At 73.5% G+C, this 18393-nt stretch carries 20 protein-coding genes and 3 tRNA genes; 9 read left to right on the top strand and 14 right to left on the bottom strand.

Going from position 1 to position 18393, the window contains the following annotated elements:
* Positions 1-20: 20 nt before the first annotated feature.
* Positions 21-776 (top strand): 5'/3'-nucleotidase SurE, encoded by a 756-nt coding sequence (surE, locus tag LGQ04_RS01365; RefSeq protein WP_229241675.1) that lies wholly within the window; start codon positions 21-23, stop codon positions 774-776.
* Between the two features lie 7 nt (positions 777-783).
* On the opposite strand, the gene LGQ04_RS01360 is transcribed toward surE, so the two are convergent.
* Positions 784-2427 (bottom strand): mechanosensitive ion channel family protein, encoded by a 1644-nt coding sequence (locus LGQ04_RS01360; RefSeq protein ID WP_229241674.1) that lies wholly within the window; start codon positions 2425-2427, stop codon positions 784-786.
* 74 nt (positions 2428-2501) lie between these two features.
* Here LGQ04_RS01360 and LGQ04_RS01355 point away from each other — a divergent pair, with 74 nt between their 5' ends.
* Both LGQ04_RS01355 and LGQ04_RS01350 read left to right on the top strand, forming a co-directional pair.
* Entirely contained in the window at positions 2502-2906 is a 405-nt protein-coding gene (locus tag LGQ04_RS01355; RefSeq protein ID WP_229241673.1) for a pilus assembly protein CpaE, read from the top strand.
* A gap of 366 nt (positions 2907-3272) precedes the next feature.
* On the top strand, positions 3273-4733 hold the full coding sequence (locus LGQ04_RS01350; RefSeq protein ID WP_229241672.1) for a M15 family metallopeptidase: 1461 nt from the start codon (positions 3273-3275) through the stop codon (positions 4731-4733).
* 1 nt (position 4734) lies between these two features.
* Here the strand turns inward: LGQ04_RS01350 and LGQ04_RS01345 are convergent, their stop codons facing one another.
* From LGQ04_RS01345 to LGQ04_RS01300, 10 genes are all read right to left on the bottom strand, one after another.
* Entirely contained in the window at positions 4735-6267 is a 1533-nt protein-coding gene (locus LGQ04_RS01345) for a hypothetical protein (RefSeq protein WP_229241671.1), read from the bottom strand.
* A gap of 128 nt (positions 6268-6395) precedes the next feature.
* On the bottom strand, positions 6396-7268 hold the full coding sequence (locus tag LGQ04_RS01340) for a prenyltransferase (RefSeq protein ID WP_229241670.1): 873 nt from the start codon (positions 7266-7268) through the stop codon (positions 6396-6398).
* Positions 7265-7618: a lycopene cyclase domain-containing protein gene (locus tag LGQ04_RS01335; RefSeq protein WP_229241669.1), complete on the bottom strand. Its 354-nt coding sequence runs from the start codon at positions 7616-7618 to the stop codon at positions 7265-7267. Before LGQ04_RS01335 ends, LGQ04_RS01340 begins: the two co-directional genes overlap by 4 nt.
* Positions 7615-7953 (bottom strand): lycopene cyclase domain-containing protein, encoded by a 339-nt coding sequence (locus LGQ04_RS01330; RefSeq protein WP_308016322.1) that lies wholly within the window; start codon positions 7951-7953, stop codon positions 7615-7617. Before LGQ04_RS01330 ends, LGQ04_RS01335 begins: the two co-directional genes overlap by 4 nt.
* A complete protein-coding gene (crtI, locus tag LGQ04_RS01325; protein ID WP_229241668.1) occupies positions 7950-9617 on the bottom strand; it encodes a phytoene desaturase family protein in 1668 nt (555 codons plus the stop codon). Before crtI ends, LGQ04_RS01330 begins: the two co-directional genes overlap by 4 nt.
* Positions 9614-10528 carry a phytoene/squalene synthase family protein gene (locus tag LGQ04_RS01320; protein WP_229241667.1) on the bottom strand — a complete coding sequence of 305 codons (915 nt, stop codon included), beginning with the start codon at positions 10526-10528 and terminating at the stop codon, positions 9614-9616. The genes crtI and LGQ04_RS01320 overlap by 4 nt, the downstream gene beginning before the upstream one ends.
* A 97-nt stretch (positions 10529-10625) precedes the next feature.
* Positions 10626-11621, bottom strand: a complete 996-nt coding sequence (gene galE / locus LGQ04_RS01315) for a UDP-glucose 4-epimerase GalE (protein WP_229241666.1) — start codon at positions 11619-11621, stop codon at positions 10626-10628.
* 76 nt (positions 11622-11697) lie between these two features.
* Complete coding sequence (locus tag LGQ04_RS01310) at positions 11698-12633, bottom strand: cation diffusion facilitator family transporter (protein ID WP_229241665.1); 936 nt, start codon at positions 12631-12633, stop codon at positions 11698-11700.
* Entirely contained in the window at positions 12630-12950 is a 321-nt protein-coding gene (locus tag LGQ04_RS01305) for an ArsR/SmtB family transcription factor (RefSeq protein WP_229241664.1), read from the bottom strand. The genes LGQ04_RS01310 and LGQ04_RS01305 overlap by 4 nt, the downstream gene beginning before the upstream one ends.
* A gap of 60 nt (positions 12951-13010) precedes the next feature.
* On the bottom strand, positions 13011-13355 hold the full coding sequence (locus LGQ04_RS01300; protein WP_229242365.1) for a metallopeptidase family protein: 345 nt from the start codon (positions 13353-13355) through the stop codon (positions 13011-13013).
* A gap of 50 nt (positions 13356-13405) precedes the next feature.
* Between LGQ04_RS01300 and LGQ04_RS01295 the strand changes: the two genes are divergently transcribed.
* The 5 genes from LGQ04_RS01295 (at position 13406) to LGQ04_RS01275 (ending at position 14645) form a co-directional block, all read left to right on the top strand.
* Positions 13406-13478 (top strand) — tRNA-Glu (locus LGQ04_RS01295).
* A gap of 118 nt (positions 13479-13596) precedes the next feature.
* A tRNA-Asp gene (locus tag LGQ04_RS01290) sits at positions 13597-13670 on the top strand.
* A gap of 54 nt (positions 13671-13724) precedes the next feature.
* Positions 13725-13797 (top strand) — tRNA-Phe (locus tag LGQ04_RS01285).
* 126 nt (positions 13798-13923) lie between these two features.
* A complete protein-coding gene (locus LGQ04_RS01280) occupies positions 13924-14346 on the top strand; it encodes a phage holin family protein (protein ID WP_229241663.1) in 423 nt (140 codons plus the stop codon).
* Positions 14343-14645, top strand: coding sequence for a DUF3618 domain-containing protein (locus tag LGQ04_RS01275; RefSeq protein WP_229241662.1), 303 nt, complete (start codon positions 14343-14345; stop codon positions 14643-14645). The genes LGQ04_RS01280 and LGQ04_RS01275 overlap by 4 nt, the downstream gene beginning before the upstream one ends.
* Positions 14646-14745: 100 nt before the next feature.
* Here the strand turns inward: LGQ04_RS01275 and LGQ04_RS01270 are convergent, their stop codons facing one another.
* Positions 14746-14958: a BldC family transcriptional regulator gene (locus tag LGQ04_RS01270; protein ID WP_229242364.1), complete on the bottom strand. Its 213-nt coding sequence runs from the start codon at positions 14956-14958 to the stop codon at positions 14746-14748.
* Between the two features lie 386 nt (positions 14959-15344).
* Between LGQ04_RS01270 and LGQ04_RS01265 the strand changes: the two genes are divergently transcribed.
* Complete coding sequence (locus LGQ04_RS01265; protein WP_229241661.1) at positions 15345-15554, top strand: DUF3073 domain-containing protein; 210 nt, start codon at positions 15345-15347, stop codon at positions 15552-15554.
* A 113-nt stretch (positions 15555-15667) separates the two neighbouring features.
* On the opposite strand, the gene purM is transcribed toward LGQ04_RS01265, so the two are convergent.
* A complete protein-coding gene (gene purM, locus LGQ04_RS01260) occupies positions 15668-16795 on the bottom strand; it encodes a phosphoribosylformylglycinamidine cyclo-ligase (protein ID WP_229241660.1) in 1128 nt (375 codons plus the stop codon).
* 47 nt (positions 16796-16842) lie between these two features.
* Positions 16843-18390: an amidophosphoribosyltransferase gene (gene purF / locus LGQ04_RS01255; RefSeq protein ID WP_229241659.1), complete on the bottom strand. Its 1548-nt coding sequence runs from the start codon at positions 18388-18390 to the stop codon at positions 16843-16845.
* Positions 18391-18393: the final 3 nt, after the last annotated feature.

Below are 18393 nucleotides of genomic sequence, written 5' to 3'. Positions count from 1 at the left end.
CCCCGACCCAGGAGGACGCCGTGCACGCGCTCGTGACGAACGACGACGGGATCGACTCCCCCGGCCTCGCGGTGCTCGCGGGCGCCGCGCTCGACGCCGGGTACGCGGTGACCGTCGCCTCCCCGGCGCGCGAGTCCTCCGGTGCGAGCGCGTCACTGCTCGGCGCGGAGCACGACGGTCGCCTCGTCGTGGAGCCGCGCGACGCACCGGGGCTGCCCGAGGGCGTGACGGCCTCCCTCGCGGTGCGCGCGGCACCGGCGCTCATCGCGTTCGTCGCGGCCTACGGCGGGTTCGGCCCGAAGCCGGACCTCGTGCTGTCCGGGGTGAACAAGGGCGCGAACACGGGCAACGCGATCCTCCACTCGGGCACGGTGGGCGCGGCGCTGTCCGCGACGACGCACGGCATCGCGTCGATCGCGGTGTCGGTCGACGCCGCGGACCCGCGGCACTGGGAGACCGCCCGGCTCGTCACGGACCACGTGCTCGACTGGGTGCGTCGCACGCCCCTCGAGGGACGCACCCTCAACGTCAACGTCCCCGACCTGCCCGTCGACCGGCTGCGCGGGCTGCGCGCGGCACCGCTCGCGACGTTCGGGCTGGTGCAGGCGCGCGTGCACGAGGACGGCGACCGGCACCTCATGCTCCAGTACTCGGGCACCGAGCGGCACTCCGAGCCCGACTCGGACACCGGCCTCCTCACGCGCGGGTGGGCGACCGCGACCCTCCTGCGCGCCCCGTTCGCCGACACGGAGGTCGAGGTCCCCGGGCTCGCCTGACCGCGGCTCAGCGCTCGCGAGCCGGTGGCTCGCGCCCCTCGGCCCCCGCGTCGTGCGCGGACCCCGGCTCGCCCGCGTCACCCGCCTCGGCGGTGCCGGTGCTGCCCGTCGCGTGCTGCTCGTCGTCGACCAGGTCGTGCTCGGCCGTGCGCTCGCGCTCGTCGATGACGTCCTGACCGGGCCCCGCGAACGCGCGCGACCGCTGCTCGCCCTCGGCGCTGCCGCTGAAGAACGCCGACTCGGCCGCCTCCAGGTGCTCCCCCGCGTCGGGCCCGACGGCGGGGAGCACCGTGGTCCCGCCGTCGTCCTCCGGGCCGGGCACCACCCCGACGAGCCGCGTCGGGTCGTCGCTCGGCGCCGCACCCGCGCCGCCCGCGCGGCGCAGCGTCCCCAGGACGACCGGGGCGTCGGCCCGCCGGGCCCCCCGGTCGGGCGGGAGACGCGGCGGTCGCGCGGGCGCGACGGGCGGCTCGTCGTCGGCGCGGTCCGACTCGTCGTCCGGGAACCCGCGCGACGCGGCGTCGTCCCGCGCGGCCCCGTCGTGCACGCCCGCCCCGGCGGGAGCCGACCCGACCGCCGGGGCCGACCGGGCGTCGTCGGGCCCGTCCACGGCGCCCTCGAAGCGCGTGCGCGGCAGGCCCTGCGGCGCGGCCCGCTGCAGCCAGTCGACCAGTCCCTCGCGCACGAAGCACCGCAGGTCGAACAGCGTCGGGGCGTCGTGCGCGCTCACGAGCGCCCGCACGCGCACGAGGCCGCCGACGGCGTCGGTCACCTGGAGGATCCCCACGCGCTCGTCCCACAGGTCCGTGAGCGCGAGCAGCCGCTTGAGCTCCGCCCGCATCGGACCCACGGGCACCTCGAAGTCCAGGTCCAGCTCCACCGTGCCGAGCAGGTCCGCGGCGCGGCGCGTCCAGTTCTGGAACGGCGTCGTCGTGAAGTACGTGGACGGCATGATGAGGCGGCGGTCGTCCCACAGGTGCACCACGACGTAGGTCATGGTGATCTCCTCGATCCGGCCCCACTCCCCCTCCAGCACGACGACGTCGTCGACGCGGATCGCGTCGGTGAACGCGATCTGCATCCCGGCGAAGACGCTCGCGAGCGACGTCTGCGCCGCGAGGCCCGCGACGATCGAGATGAGACCGGCGGACGCGAGGAGGCTCGCCCCGGCCGCCCGCGCCTCGGGGAAGGTGAGGAGCACGCCCGCGATGGCGCAGACGACGATGATCGCGACGGTGAGGCGCCGGATCACGGTGATCTGCGTCCGCACCCGGCGCGCGTGCCGGTTGTCCGTGGTGTCCACGCGGTAGCGCTGGAGCGCCGAGTCCTCCAGGACGAACGCGAACGCCCCCACCCACCAGGCCGCCACGCAGATGAGGGCGATGAGGAGGAGGTGCTCGACGAGCGGCAGCCACGGCGTCGCCGCGTCGGTGGTGACCCGGACGGCGATCCACACCGCGACGACCATGAGCAGCGCGCGGTCCGGCCTGCGCAGGCGCCGGGACAGGTCCCGCACGAGCTCGCTGCGGCGGCCGATCCTGCCCACGACGGCCGACAGGACCGTGCCGAGCAGGAACGCGACGACGAGTCCGCCCGCCGCGGCGGCGAGGGTCACGACGATGTCGGTGGCGTTCTCGATCTCCGGCTCCATCCCCCCAACGTAGGCAGGACGACGCCGCGTCGCGCGCCGCTGCGGGCGGGGCTCCTGCGCCCTACGGTGGTCGGATGATCTCGTGGGACCTCGCCCTCGCCCTACGGGACGCCGGTCTGCGCTGGTCCCCCGCGTCCGGCGACCGGTTCCGGCTCCTCGCGACCGGCCCGGGCGGCGACCTCTTCACCGTGAGCGACATGACGATCGAGCCCCACGAGTTCGACACCGGCGTGATCCTCGGGTTCAACGGCACCACGGAGTGGGCCCTGGACTCCGTGGCGCTCGAGGACGCGCTGTGGCACCCGACGGAGGGCCAGCTGCGCGACCTGCTGCGCTCGACGTTCCGCGCGCTGCGCCGCACGTCGGACGGGTACGTGGTCGAGGTGGAGATCCTCGGCGCGCCCCGGACCTTCGACGACGCCGACCCCGCCGGGGCGTACGGCCGGGCGCTCCTGGAGCTCGTCGCGCGGAGCCGGTGAGGGCGTCGAGTCGTGCCGGTCGTCCGCTCTTCACATCCCGGCCACCGACCCGCCACCCCATTCGCGTCGCTTCCCCGCGGAAACGGGTCTGGCTGGACGCCCGTCTAGTTGACCATTGAACGGCCGACAGGTCGCTCGCGGGCTCCCCGGACGTCGCCTGGCCGGCTCGCCGCGCGCCGGACCGTCCCCCGACGCCGCGGCCGCACACACCGTCGTGGCCACCCACCGCCCTGCGTGGGTGGCCTGCGCCCCGGACCGGACCGTCCGGGCGCTGCGCGACCCGACCGACGATCGGACGACGTCTTGACCACCTCGCTCCACCACGCCTGCGCGTCCCGCCGGGCCCGCACCGGCGGAGGCCGCTGAATGGGCCGCCACTCCGCCTCCCGCCCGTCCCTGCGCGCGGCCTTCCTCGCGACCCCCCTGCGCGCGCAGACCCGCCGCCTCGGCGGGACCCGACGCACCCTCACCGGGGCGGGCGCGGCCGTCGCCGCCGTCGCCCTCACGGCGAGCACCGCGACCGCGGCCCTGACGGCCGGCGGCGCGACGACCGGCGCGCCCACCACGACCGGCACGACAACCGGCACGACGACGGGTTCGACGGCCGACGGCACGAGCCCGGCGGCCGGCGCCACCGTCCGCGCGCTCGTCGCCGACGCAGCCATCAGCGACCCGGAGGTCCTCGACGCCGCGAGCGACGCGCTCGTGCGCGCCGAGTACCTGACCCAGGAGGGCTCGGGGGCGCTCTCGGCCGAGCAGTCCGCGAAGATCGAGAAGGCGCGCACGCGTCTCGCCGAGGTGATCTCCGCCTCCGGGTCCACCGCACCCGCCGTCGACGCCCTGGGGACGGTGACCCTGTCCTCCGCCGAGGCCGACGTCGCCCCGGACCGGGAGGCCGACGACGCGACCACCGCCGCGGACACCCCCACCGCCACCGACGCGGGCCCGCTCGGCGACCGTGTCGAGGACCGGGCGAGCCGCAGCGCCGGACGGACCGCCCTCGAGGACCTCGCCGCGCCGCTGACGGCCGACGGCGGCCTCTCGGTACCGCTCGTCCCGCTGGGTGACGAGGACACCGCGACGGCGTCCGCCGCAGAGCCCGTGGCCGGCGAGACCGCCGACGCGAAGAGCGCCCCGGACGGGGCCGGGTCGGCGGAGGCCGACGCCGACACGACCGACGCCGACCCTGCCGCCAGCGACGCTGCAGCCACCGACACAGCCGCCACCGACACGGCCGACGAGGAGACGACCAGCGCGGACGCCGCGCCTGGCGTGCCGTCGGTGGACGAGATCACCACGCTGACCGCGGAGCTCCGGGCGCTCCTCGACGCGTCGGAGGCCGGCACCGCGGTCGAGGTCGTCCCGGGCCCGCCGTCGGCGGCGGAGGTCGCCGCGCAGCTCGACGCCTGGGCGTCCTCGACCGAGGGGTACGGCAACGGGCGGATCCCCGAGTCGACGCTGTGCGAGCTGTCGTTCGCGCCGGGCGAGATGCTGCGCTGCGACGCCGACCACCAGATCGAGGCGCTCAACGTGAAGTACCGCGAGAAGTTCGGCACGGACCTGCAGGTCACGGACTCGTACCGCTCGTACGCCTCGCAGGTCGCGACGAAGGCGGCGCGCGGTCACTTCGCCGCCGTCCCGGGCACGTCGAACCACGGCCTGGGGCTCGCGCTCGACCTGAGCGGCGGGATCCAGAGCTTCGGCACCGCGCAGTACACCTGGATGCGGGAGAACGCCCCGGCGTTCGGCTGGGACAACCCGGAGTTCGCGCGCGCCGGCGGCGCCCTCCCCGAGGCGTGGCACTGGGAGTACGGCGACCCGTCCTGACCTACGACGCTTCGTCGGAGAACGAGACGTCGAACGTGAGAACCTCCGGCGCACTGAACGTCTTGCGGTGCTGCGTCATCCCGGACGTATCGATCCGTGAGTACTCGATGCTGCCCACCGGACGGAATGAGACCGTGAACGTCGTCGCGTCGGAGTCCACGAGGAACACGGCTCGATCATCGTCGGAGGTAGCGGGCTCGGCATGGATGCCCTCGTCGCCGAACTCCGCCACCCACGACTCCGACCAGTTCAGCGACGAGTCTGTTCCGCGGGCACCGTGGCTCGCGTTCTGCAGCGGGACGACGAGCCAGGCCCGCCCGTCCGGCGCCCACCCGTGTACAGCGTCGAACGGAGTGCGGTACACGCTCGCGATGTCTCCACCGTAGCTGTAGGAGATCGGGGAGCGGTCGTACGTCCCGCGCTCTTCCGAGGACACTGTCTCGAAGGTCTTCGTCCCCCACGCGACGGAAACCTGCCGCACGGTCGGGAGGTCGCTGTAAGCCGCTCGCGAGTGCTCCGTCTCCACCTCGCCTCCGGCGAGGTGAACGATCTCCTCCTCGCCGTCCGTCATCGCGACGAGAGCTGGTTCCTCCGACGACGACGAGGACACCACGAGGAGATAGCGCGCTGGATCCGGCGGTGTGCACGGCACGGCGGCGCAGGGAATCTTCGCGACCCCGTCACCGTCCTGCGCGCCGAGCGGGTTCGCGGTGTCGGCCGGTCCTCCCACCACCGCGAGCCGCTGACTACCGACGCCGACCGCGAGGCTGAGGGATGCGTCCCGATACTGCTCCCTCGCCGCCCAGGCGGAATACTCGTCGGAGGGCCCGAGATCCGGCGGGTCAGCGATGTCGATCTGCCAGCCGGTGAGTGTCTGGTTCTCGGCCGGTCGGTACAGGGATGCGTCGAGCGGCGTGCTCGGGTCGAGCGCACCGAGAACGGGGACGGGGATGTGCTCGAGCACGACCTGTGCAGACACGGTGACCGTCGCGGCGGGGGCACGGATCTCCGCAGGCTTCTCGATCCCGTTGAGCTCGATCGAGCGGACCGCATCGAGCGGTACGAGCGCGGCGAAGTCCTTCAGAGACGTTCGCGGTCCGTCTGGGGGCGCCAGGCTTGCGGGGTCATCGGGTTCCTGGCCGTCAGGACGAAACAAGGTCCCCGTCGGGCTGCGGTAGTCACCGACGACCGGCTCGGACAGGACGACCTCGTCGTCACGCACGTTGGTGGTGAAGCTCATCGTGAACCACGGCTCGTCGTAGCCGAGCAGGCGCACAGGGCCGCAGTAGAGCTCGTCACTGATCTCTCGATCGCCGAGGTTCTCGAGATAGCAGCGCGCGCCAGGAGCGACACGCGCGACGTCCACATCGACGTCGGCGAAGACCTCGTCGAAGAGCGCGTCCGCTTCGGTGAGGAACTCGTCCGCGTTTACGATCGGATCACGTCCATGGATCACCGCGTCGCTGCAGGCGGACGTGGCCATGAGAAGAAGGGCTAGTGCGCAGGCCCCGACGATCGTGCGAGTTCTCTCCATGCGTCCCCCTGGTGCCATGCAACAGAGGCGCGCCCCCTGATGCCGCGCGAGATGCTACCGGGACGGCGCCTCGCCCCCGCGGGTTCGTCCACAGATCGTGCACTGACCGATCGCGTCGGCTCCCTGGATCAGCCGGCGAGCGCCGTGACGAGCAGGAGCATCGTCACGACGAAGCCGGTCACGAGGTTCAGCCAGAGGAACGTGCGCCACCCGGCGTTGGCGCGCTCACAGTCGGCGTCGCGCACGTCCCGGAAGCGCAGGACGTTGAGCGCGTACGGCAGCGGGAGCAGGGCCGCGAGCCAGCCGGGCCACGGCAGCAGGGCGAGCACGGTGGCCGCGGCGACGTACGACGCCGCGGCGCCGAGCACCGTGGCGTGCGCGCCCACGACCGTGGCGACGGACCCGATGCCGGCCTCTCGGTCGGCCCGGACGTCCTGCACCGCGCCGAACGCGTGGGACGCGACGCCCCAGAGGAAGAACCCGACGAGCACGGGCCACACCGAGCGCGCCGCGAGGTCGGCGTCCACGAGGACGAGCGCGTACAGCAGCGGGCCCACGAAGTGCATCGACGACGTGACCGAGTCGAGGAAGGGCCGCTCCTTGAACCGCAGCACCGGTGCGGAGTAGGCGACGACGAGGAACACGACGAGCGCGAGCACGAAGCCCGCGGCGGCGTCGCCGAGCGCGAGCAGCCACGCGACGAGCGGCACGTTGGTCACGGCGCACGCCCACAGGATGCGCCGGTGCGTCGCGCGCGCGGTCGCGGGGTCTGCGAGCGCCCCCTCGATCCCGCCCTTGCGGGGGTTGCGCAGGTCGCTCTCGTAGTCGAAGACGTCGTTCACGCCGTACATGAGCAGGTTGTACGGGACGAGGAAGTAGAGGGTGCCGACGACGAGCGCGACGTCGACCCGGCCGCCGGTCGCGACGAGGTAGCCGGCGGCGAACGGGTAGGCGGTGTTGACCCACGAGAACGGGCGGGACGCGGCGAGGACCTCCTTCACCGGCCGTCCTCCTGGTGGGCGTCGTGGTCGGTGCCGTGGTCCGCGTCGTGGTCGGCGACCGGGCGTCGGCGGCGGCCGAGCACCGTCCACAGCACGGGCATGCCGAGCGCCGCGGCGACGGCGTAGGCGAAGTCCTCGAGGGGTGCGCCCCACAGGTACACGCCGAGGATCTTGTCCGGGTCGTAGACGTAGAGGTCGGCGGCGATCATGAGGGTGTCGAACACGAGCGTGAGGACGCACAGCGCGAGCACGGTGAGCCAGAGCGGTCCGGGCCGCAGGCGCCGCAGGACGCGCCAGGAGACGACGACGAGCACCGCGAGGACGATCGCGTTGAGGACGATGTTGGTCACGCCTGTCCCCCGTCCCGCGGTCGCGGTGCCTTCTCCAGGAGCCGCCACAGCACGAGCGCGACGTAGCAGAGCAGCGTGAGGAAGAAGACCTCCTCGACGGGCAGGTCGGGCGCGAGGAGGATGCCGGTCATCCAGGGGCTCTCGCCGCGCGCGAAGATCCCCAGCACGAGCCCGGCGACGTCCCACAGCAGGAACGCGACGACGCCGAGCCCGACCGTGAGGGCGGCGCGTCGTGCGTCGTGCCAGAACGCGAGGCGCCAGCGCCGGTCGATCATCGCCATGCCGCCGATCGACACGACGAGCGCCCCGAGGTAGGCGAGCCCGGTCACGCTCACCGGCGCACCTCGACGGGTGCGCCGAGGCGTGCGGGGCGTCGGCTCGCCGCGAGGTATCCGGGGCGCAGCGGCTCGGGCAGCGGGCGCGCGGACGTCTCGCCGAGGAGCCGCTTGGCGACGAGCTCGGCGCTGATGAGGCACATCGGCAGTCCCACGCCCGGGATCGTGCCACCCCCGGCGTGGTAGAGCCCGTCGACGCGCGGGGAGGCGACGCCTGGCCGCCACAGCGCCGACTGCCGCAGGGTGTGCTCCATGCCGAGGGCACCGCCGCGCCACGCGGAGAGCTCGGTCGCGAAGTGCGCGGGCCCGAGGACCCGCCGGGTGACGACGCGGCCCGGCAGGTCGTCGATCCCGGCCCAGTCACCGACCTGGGCGAGGTAGCGGTCCGCGAGCCCGTCGAGCGCGCGCCGCGAGGGCGCGTCGGCGCCGAGCGCCGGGTCGGCGGGGAACGGCACGAGCACGAAGAGGTTCTCGTGCCCGGGCGGTGCGGCCGGTCTGCCCGACGCCGCGGTGTCGGTCGCGGACGTGCGCGACACGTAGAGCGACGCGGGCTCGGGGACGCGGAGCCCGGCGACGGTGCTCGCCGTGTCGGTCCCGAGGATCGCGTCGAAGTTGCGCGGCCAGTCCCGCGTGAAGAACAGCGAGTGGTGCGCGAGCTCGGGCAGCTCGCCGCGCACCCCGGCGAGGACGAGCAGCGCCGAGATGCCCGGGCTGCGGGTCTCCCACCAGCTCTCGGGCCGCGTCGACCAGCGCGCGTCGAGGAGCCGCGTCTCGGTGTGGTGGAGGTCGGCCGCGCTCACCACGACGTCGGCGGCGACCGTCTCGCCCGAGGCGAGGCGCACGCCCGTGGCGCGCCCGCGGCGTCGGGCACCGGGCTCCACGTCGATCGCGGCGACCTCGCACCCGGTGCGCACGTCCACGCCCTCGGCACGCGCGAGCCGCGCCATCGCCTCGATGACCGTGTACATGCCCCCGCGGGGGTAGCGCACGCCGTCCACGAGGTCGAGGTGGCTCATGAGCGAGTAGAGGGCGGGCGCCCGGTAGGGCGAGGAGCCGAGGAAGACGGCGTGGTAGCCGAGCACCTGGCGCAGCCGGGCGTCGTCGACCGCCCCTGCGGCGTGCTGCGCGAGCGTGCGGCGCAGCAGCCCCGCGAGCCGCGGGAGTCGGCGCAGGACCTCGGGCGACAGGGCCCGGTCGGGGCGCTCGAACGTCGTGTAGAGGAAGTGGTCGAGCGCGAGGCGGTACGCCTCGCTCGCGTCGTCCGCGTACGCGCCGACCCGCTCGCCGGCGCCGGGTTCGAGGGCGTCGAGCGCGGTGAGCGTCGCGGCGCGGTCCGCCGACACGTCGAGCGAGGTCGCTGCGGCTCCGGCGGCGTCGTCCGGCTCGAAGAAGACCCGATAGGCGGGGTCGAGGCGCACGAGGTCGACATGGTCCTCGACGCGCTCCCCCAGGAGCCCGAAGAAGTGCTCGAACACCTCGGGCATGAAGTACCACGACGGTCCGGTGTCGAACCGGAACCCGTCGAGCTCCAGCGTCCCTGCCCGACCGCCCACGGTGTCGTGGCGTTCGAGCAGCGTGACGCGCGCGCCGCCGCGCGCGAGCAGGGCGGAGGTCGCGAGCCCGGCGATGCCCCCGCCGACGACGACGACGCGCGGCGCCCTCACACGCCCGCCCGGGTGCGCGCGCCGACGGGGCGGCCGAAGGACGGCGCGACCTGCACGAGGAGCTGCGAGCTCGCCGCACGTGCCGCGAGCGCGACCTTCGTGGGGTCGCTCACGCGCACCCGGGCACGCAGGATCTCCGCCGGCGGGGTGGCGCACAGGCGGGCGAGGAGGGCGTCGTAGACGGCGAGCGTCGCGGCGACGGCCAGGCGCGCCCGCGCAGGAAGGCCCGGCAGGGCCGCGCGCGCGGCCGCGAGGTCGGCGTCGATCTCCGCGCAGAAGTCGTCGACGTCGCGGCGCCGGAGGCGGTCCGGCGTGACCCCGGGCAGGTACGACCGGCCGAGCTCGGCGAAGTCGGTGCGCAGGTCGCGCAGGAAGTTGATCTTCTGGAACGCGGCGCCCAGGGCCCGCGCGCCCCGGACGAGCGTCTCGTCCGGGACGGTGAGGGGCTGCCCGAGGCGGCGGTGGGCGTTGAGGAACACGGCGAGGCACATGAGCCCGACGACCTCGGCGGAGCCGTACACGTACTGCTCGAAGCTCGCGCGGTCGTGCACCTGGACGGTGAGGTCCGCGCGCATCGACGCGAAGAACGGGTCGACCTCGTCGTGGCCGATCCCGCAGCGGCGCGCGGTGCGCGCGAAGGAGTGCACGACGAGGTTCGTCGACCATCCCGTGCGCAGCGCTCGCGCCGTCTCCTCCTCCAGGTGGTCGAGGAGCTCGCCGGCGATGTCGCCGCGGCACGTGTCGACCACCTCGTCGGCGATGCGCACGAGCCCGTAGACGGCGTCGATGCCGTCGCGCGTCTCGCGGTCGAGGATCTTCGCGCCCAGGCCGAACGACGTCGAGTACGACGCGAGCACGAGCCTGCTCGCCCGCGCCGCCGTCCGGTCGTACAGGTCCTGCTCGGCGCCCACCGCCACCACCTCGTCCCGGTCGTCGGAGTGCAGGGCAGACGCCGCCCCGCATTCCTCAGCATGCTGAGGGATGCATCCTCGCACGGGACGGCCCGGGCTACACGCCGGACGGCACCTCGATCCGGCGCGGGCCCGCCTGCCAGGCCTCCCAGGCGGAGGAGATGATCTCGGGCAGCCCCTGCGAGGCCCGCCACCCGAGCACCTCGTTGATCCGGCGCGGGTCCCCCACGAGCTGCGGCGGGTCCCCCGCACGGCGCGGCTCCACGTCCACCGTCACGTCGAGACCGCTCACGCGCCCGATCTCGTCGACGACCTCGCGCACCGACGACCCCTCGCCCGTGCCGACGTTGAACACGTCGAACGGGCGCTCGTCCGTCTCGAGGTAGTCGAGGGACGCGAGGTGCGCGCGCGCGAGGTCGAGCACGTGGATGTAGTCGCGGATGCACGTGCCGTCGGGCGTCGGGTAGTCGTCCCCGAAGATCTTCGGGCGCTCGCCGCGCGCGAGACGGTCCAGCACCATGGGGACGAGGTTGAGCACGGCAGGGTCGCCCAGCTCGGGCCACCCCGCCCCCGCGACGTTGAAGTAGCGCAGCGCGACGAACCGCAGGCCCCACGCGCGCCCCGCCGCACGACCGAGCCACTCGCCCACGAGCTTGGTCTCCCCGTACGGGTTGATCGGCTCGGCGTGCAGCTTCTCCTCGACGAGCGAGACCGACGGCATCCCGTACGTCGCCGCGGACGACGAGAACACGAGCCTGTCGACCCCCGCCGCCTGCATCGCCGACACGAGGTTGGTGAAGCCGCCGACGTTCTGCTGGTAGTACCACGCCGGCTTCTCCACCGACTCGCCCACCTGCTTGCGGGCCGCGAAGTGGATGACGGCGCGCACGTCGTGCTCGGTGAGCGCACGGGTCAGGACGTCCACGGCCTCGGGCGACGCGACGTCGACCTGGACCAGCTCGGCGCCGCCGACCCGGTCCGCCCTGCCCGTGCTCAGGTCGTCCACCACGACGACCTCCTCGCCCTTCTCCTGCAGCAGCCGCACCACGTGGGCCCCGATGTAGCCTGCTCCGCCGGTCACCAGAATCGTCATGCGGCCAGCCTATCGGCGGCCCCGGCCGCACCACCGCGCCGTCCAGGGCGCGCGCGGAGGGCGCTCGGCACGCACCTCAGTGGTGGGCCGACGCCTCCGTGCGGCGCATGTCCGGCGGCTCGATCTGGAACGTGCAGTGGTCGACGTCGAAGTGGCCGCTGAGGCAGGACTTCAGCCGCCGCAGCACCTCGGTCCCCTCGCCGCGCTCGATCCGCTCCGCCTCGACCTCCACGTGGGCCGAGAGCACCGGCACGCCCGACGTGATGGTCCACGCGTGGAGGTCGTGCACGCCGACGACGCCCGGCACGCCCTCCATGTGCTCCCGCACCGCGTCGAGGTCGACCCCCGGGGGCGTGGCCTCCAGGAGGACGTGCGCGACGTCGCGCAGGAGCAGGACGGCGCGCGGCAGGATCATGAGGCCGATCGCCACGGACGCGATCCCGTCCGCCCGGGGGAACCCGGCCGCGACCGCGACGCCCGCCGCGACGACCGCGACGGAGCCGAGCAGGTCGCCCAGCACCTCCAGGTACGCGCCCCGCACGTTGAGGCTCTCGGCCTGCCCGGCCGACAGCAGGCGCAGGCCGACCGCGTTCGCGACCAGCCCGACGACGGCGACGGCGATCATCACCCCGGCCTGGATCTCCGGCTCGGGCGCCGCGACCCGCGCCACCCCCTCGACGACCACCGTGACCGCGACGGCGGCGAGCAGCAGCCCGTTGGCGAGGGCCGCGAGGATCTCGGCCCGCTGCCAGCCGAAGGTGCGGCGCGTCGTCGCCGGGCGCCCCGCGAGCCAGCTCGCGAACAGCGCGATGGCGATGCCGGAGGCGTCGGTGAGCATGTGCCCGGCGTCGGCGAGGAGCGCCAGCGACCCGGAGACGAGCGCGCCCACCACCTCCCCGACCATGACGGCGAGCGTGATCGCGAGGACGACGGCGAGGCGGCGGCGGTGCGCGCCCGTCGCCGTCCCGTGGGCGTGGCCGCCGTGAGCGTGGCCCGTCACGTGGCCCGTCACGAGGTCTCCCCGGAGCCGGGGAGCGGGGTGAGCGCGACGTGCTCGGCGTCCGCCAGCAGGTGCGCGACCTCGGGCCTCAGCAGCCGGTACCAGGACGACCGTCCCTCCTGCCGGACCGCCACGACCCCGGCGTCGCGCAGCATCGTCAGGTGGGCGGAGACGGTCGACTGCGCGAGACCGAGCTCGCGCGTGAGGTCGACGACGCGCCGCTCCGTCCCGGTGAGCAGGTGGACGAGCGCGAGGCGGCTGGGCTCGGCGAGCGCGTGCAGCAGACGCGCCACCGCCTCGTGGTCGTGACCCGTGCCATTCATCGTCATGTGGCGATGATATCGGCGCTCGACGATGTCGGCCAGCCCGGGTCGACCGGGCGGGCGGCGTCAGCCCCAGCCGAGCTCGTGCAGGCGGTCGTCGTCGATGCCGAAGTGGTGCGCGATCTCGTGCACCACGGTGATGGCGACCTCCTCCACCACGTCCTCACGCGTCTCGCAGATCGCGAGCGTCGGGTTCCGGTAGATCGTGATCCGGTCGGGCAGCGACCCCGCCGCCCAGAACTCGCCCCGCTCCGTGAGGGGCACGCCCTCGTAGAGCCCCAGGAGCTCGGGGTCGTCGGCGGGCGCCTCGTCCTCGACGAGCACCACCACGTTGTCCATCCGGGCCGCGAGGTCCGCGGGGACGAGGTCCAGCCCGTCCCGCACCGCGTCCTCGAACGCCTCGCGCGTCATCTCCACCACGGGACCATCCTCTCCCGCTGTACACTGGCCGACGTCCTCGAGCCCCCATCGTCTAGCGGCCTAGGACCCCGCCCTTTCACGGCGGTAGCACGGGTTCGAATCCCGTTGGGGGTACGGCGAGGTCGCACCAGGACCGGTGGTCACCGGCCGATTTACGGATCGGCTCATCGGTACGGTACGATCCTCTCGGTTCGAAAGCGGGCCGCCGGACGGCGGACGTTAACGAATGCAAGGCCCTGTAGCGCAGTTGGTTAGCGCGCCGCCCTGTCACGGCGGAGGTCGCGGGTTCAAGTCCCGTCAGGGTCGCGCGAGGCGAGAGCCCGGGCCGGTCGACATCGGCCGCCCGGGCTCTCGTGTCAAGGCTCTGTAGCTCAGTTGGTAGAGCGTTCGACTGAAAATCGAAAGGTCACCGGATCGACGCCGGTCGGAGCCACCCACGAGACCCCCGCCCGGGACCGGGCGGGGGTTTTCTCGTGCTGCGACCACCTGCGGGAAGTTGCGGAGCAACCCCGCGGCCGGTTGAGTTGGACGAGGACGACCACCGGCGAGAGGCGGAGAGATGAGCGACTGGATCGACGGGCGCATCCCGCCCGAGGAGCAGAAGCCGACGGTCGGGCAGCTCGTGGAACGACTGTCCGAGCAGGCGACCCGCCTGGTCCGCTCCGAGATCGCGCTCGCCAAGGCCGAGCTCAAGGACAAGGCGGTGCACGCGGGAGTCGGCATCGGCATGCTCGTCGTGGGCGCCGTCCTCGTCCTCTACGGCCTGGGGTTCCTCTTCGCGTCCGGCATGGAGGGCCTCGCCACGGTCATGCCGACGTGGCTCGCCGCGCTCATCGTCGGACTCGCGCTGGTCCTCGTCGCCGGCGGCCTCGCGTTCGTCGGCGTCAAGCAGCTCCAGCGCGGGGTCCCGCCGACGCCGACGACCGCGGTCGAGAGCATCAAGGAAGACGTTGAGACGATCAAGAAGGGGGTCCGCCGGTGAGCGCGCCCGACAAGGCACCCACGCCGTCCCCGAGCCAGCTCGAGGACGAGATCGCCCGGACCCGCGCCGAGCTGGCCGGGACCATCGACGAGCTCGCGACCCGTCTCGACCCGCGGGTCCAGGCGACGCAGGTCGCGCAGCAGGCCAAGCAGGCCGCGACCGACACCGGGACGTTCCTCACCGGCGGCGGGCTCCCGGAGGAGGACCCCGACCGCTCGCGCAACGTCAAGGTGCTGCTCGGTGCGGCCGCCGCCGGCGCCGCGCTCGTGCTCGCCGCGGTGCTGCGCCGCCGCTCCTGAGGGCTTCCGACAGCCCGATCGACGGGCCGTTCGGCCCCGCCGGGACCGCCCCGGGGACGGGGTTCCCCGGGTCGGGCCGCGCGCGACCCGACCGATCGGGTCAGCTCTTGTCGGGGCCCTCGGCCGGTTCGCTCGCCGCGCCCAGCAACGCGCGCACCTCCGACTCGCGATACCGGCGATGCCCACCGAGGGTACGGATCGAGGACAGCTTGCCTGCCTTGGCCCAGCGCGTCACCGTCTTGGGATCGACCCGGAACAGGCTGGCGACCTCGGCAGGCGTGAGCAGGACTTCCGACTCTCCGTGCATCGACATCACGGCACCTCCTCCTGGAGCACGCTGGTCCCGCGGATTTGCCCCGGAGCACGACGACAGCGCGACGCCAGTGCCTTCTATTGTGGCAGGATGCGGAATTCGGGCGACTTGACGGACGGGTGAACTTATCGCTCTATGGTCCAAAGGGCCGGTGGGTCGCTCCTGCGCCTTACGGGCCCGATGCGCCACTGCTCCTCGGCCTGGTGACGGACGGGCGCCTCGACGGCGTGTGACGCTCTGCACGTCGCGGGCGCCACGGCCGCTTCCGAGTGGATGGAATAGCCGTCCAGCATGTACCGTTGGACTCTGAACAGACGAAACTACACCCCGGGGCCGCACGTCTGAGCACGTAGCCGCCCCGCTTCTACGTTGAGGGGGTCGGAGCCATGGGCCGCGGCCGTCAGAAGGCAAAGCAGACCAAGGTCGCTCGCGCGCTGAAGTACTACAGCCCCGAGACGAACTACAGGGCTCTCGAGCAGGAGCTCACCGGTCACAGCCATACGGATGTCGTGACGGACTCCCGCTACGAGGCCGAGTCCTCCGACGACGTCGAGCGGTACGACCAGCGGTACACCGGCTGGTCCGACGACCGCTGAGTCGGCACCCCCAGCATCTCCCGGTCCACAGCCGGACCGACGACGAACGGCGACCCCCGCGCGGGGGTCGCCGTTCGTCGTCGGGCGTAGTCCGTCGGGCCGCCCTGGACATGTCAGGCCCGGTAGTCACCCACGAGGCGCACGGCACCAGCCTGCACGCCCTTGGTCCCGGCCACGAGGTCGCCGTCCGCGACGTCGGCCGCGGCGGTCGGGTCGAACGCCTCGACCTGGCCGAGCACCCACGCGGGCAGGCCGAGCGCGGCGCAGCGGGCGAGCGCCGCGTCGACGCCGTCGGCGCCGACGACGGCGACCATCCCGACGCCCAGGTTCAGCGTGTTCTCCAGGTCGCCGCGCGGGACACCGCCGAGATCGCGCACGAGGCCGAAGACGGGCGGGACGGCCCAGCTCGACCGGTCCACGACGCCCACGAGTCCCGCGGGCAGCACGCGTGCGAGGTTCGCCGCGAGGCCGCCGCCGGTGACGTGCGTGAACGCGTGGACCTGCGCCGCGTCGTCGGCGGCGAGGGCGAGGCAGTCGCTCGCGTAGACGCGGGTCGGCTCCAGGAGCTCCTCGCCGACGGTCCGACCGAGGTCGTCGACGTGCCGCTCCAGCCCCCACCCGGCGTGCTGAAGCACCGCCCGCACGAGCGAGTAGCCGTTCGAGTGCAGGCCCGACGAGGCGAGGCCGATGAGCACGTCGCCCTCGCGCACCCGGTCCGGGCCGAGCAGCGCGTCCGCCTCGACGACGCCGGTGGCCGCACCCGCGACGTCGTACTCGTCCGGTGCGAGCAGGCCCGGGTGCTCCGCCGTCTCGCCGCCCACGAGCGCGGTGCCTGCCACCTCGCACGCCGCCGCGATGCCGCGGACGACGCCCGCGATGCGCTCGGGCACGACCTTGCCGCACGCGATGTAGTCCGTCATGAACAGGGGCTTCGCCCCGACCACGACGATGTCGTCGACGACCATGCCGACGAGGTCGAAGCCGATCGTGTCGTGGACGTCCATCGCCTGCGCGATCGCGACCTTCGTCCCGACGCCGTCCGTGGACGTCGCGAGCAGAGGGCGGCGATAGCGCGTGAGCTCCGCGGCGTCGTACAGGCCCGCGAACCCGCCCACGCCGCCCAGGACCTGCGGTCCCTGGGTGCGACGCACGGCGTCCTTCATGAGCTCGACGGCCTTGTCGCCCGCCTCGGTGTCGACGCCCGCGGCGGCATAGGTCAGGCCGGGGTTCTCGGCAGTCACGATCGTGGGCTCCAGGGTCTCAGGGGTGGTGCGTTCCCGCGGTTCGGTCAGGGGTGCTGCAGGGCGCCGGCGCCGCCGGAGCTCACGGAGAGGCTGCGCAGGCCGTCCTCCGGGGCACCGAGGGGAAGCTCGGCCTGCTCCAGCAGGTGCTTGCCGAGCTGGTCGTCCGGGGGCAGCTCGATGGGGTACTTCCCGGTGAAGCAGGCGGTGCAGAGCTGCGACGCAGGCTGCTCGGTGGCGGCGATCATGCCCTCGGTCGAGATGTAGCCGAGGGTGTCGGCACCGAGCGACTGGCCGATCTCGTCCGGGGAGAGACCGTTGGCGATGAGCTCGGCCCGGGACGCGAAGTCGATGCCGTAGAAGCAGGGCCACTTCACGGGCGGCGAGCTGATCCGCACGTGGACCTCCGCGGCGCCCGCCTCCCGGAGCATCCGGATGAGCGCGCGCTGGGTGTTCCCGCGCACGATCGAGTCGTCCACGACGACGAGCCGCTTGCCCCGGATGACCTCGCGCAGCGGGTTGAGCTTGAGCCGGATGCCGAGCTGGCGCAGCGTGTCCGACGGCTGGATGAACGTCCGTCCGACGTACGCGTTCTTCGTCAGGCCCTGCCCGAACGGGATGCCCGACTCGGCCGCGTACCCCACGGCGGCGGGCGTGCCCGACTCGGGGACGGGGATGACGAGGTCGGCGTCGACGGGGTGCTCGCGGGCGAGCTGGCGCCCCATCTCGACGCGGGCGGCGTGCACCGAGCGGCCCTTGATCGCCGTGTCCGGGCGGGCCAGGTAGACGTACTCGAACACGCACCCGGCACGCTCGACCGGCGCGAACCGCTGCGAGCGCAGCCCGTCGGCGTCGATCGCGATGAGCTCGCCCGGCTCGACCTCGCGCACGAACGACGCACCGACGATGTCGAGCGCCGGGGTCTCGCTCGCGACGACCCAGCCACGCTCCAGCCGACCGAGCACGAGCGGGCGGACGCCCTGCGGGTCGCGCGCGGCGTAGAGGGTGTGCTCGTCCATGAACACGAGGGAGAACGCGCCGCGCAGGCGCGGCAGCACCTCGAGCGCGGTCGACTCGAGCGTGTGGTCGGCGTCGCCGGCGAGGAGGGCGGTGACGAGCGCCGTGTCCGTCGTGTTGCCGCGGGCGAGCTCGCCGCGGCGCTGGGCGCCGTACCGCTCGGCGACGAGGTCGACGAGCTCGGCGGAGTTCGTGAGGTTGCCGTTGTGACCCAGGGCGACGGTGCCGGAGGACGTGGCGCCGAGCGTCGGCTGCGCGTTCTCCCAGGTTACCCCACCGGTCGTCGAGTAGCGGCAGTGCCCGACGGCGATGTGTCCCGTCAGGGCGTTGAGCGCCGTCTCGTCGAACACCTGCGAGACGAGTCCCATGTCCTTGTAGACGAGGATCTGCTCGCCGTTGCTCGTCGCGATGCCCGCGGACTCCTGGCCGCGGTGCTGCAGCGCGTAGAGCCCGAAGTAGGCGAGCTTGGCGACCTCCTCGCCGGGCGCCCAGACTCCGAAGACGCCGCAGGCGTCCTGGGGGCCTTTCTCGCCGGGCATGAGGTCGTGGTTGAGAAGTCCATCTCCGCGGGGGGCCACGTA

It is taken from the genome of Cellulosimicrobium marinum (assembly GCF_020551945.1).
In the GTDB taxonomy this organism is placed as follows: domain Bacteria; phylum Actinomycetota; class Actinomycetes; order Actinomycetales; family Cellulomonadaceae; genus Cellulosimicrobium; species Cellulosimicrobium marinum.
This window is presented reverse-complemented; position numbering and strand designations above follow the sequence as displayed.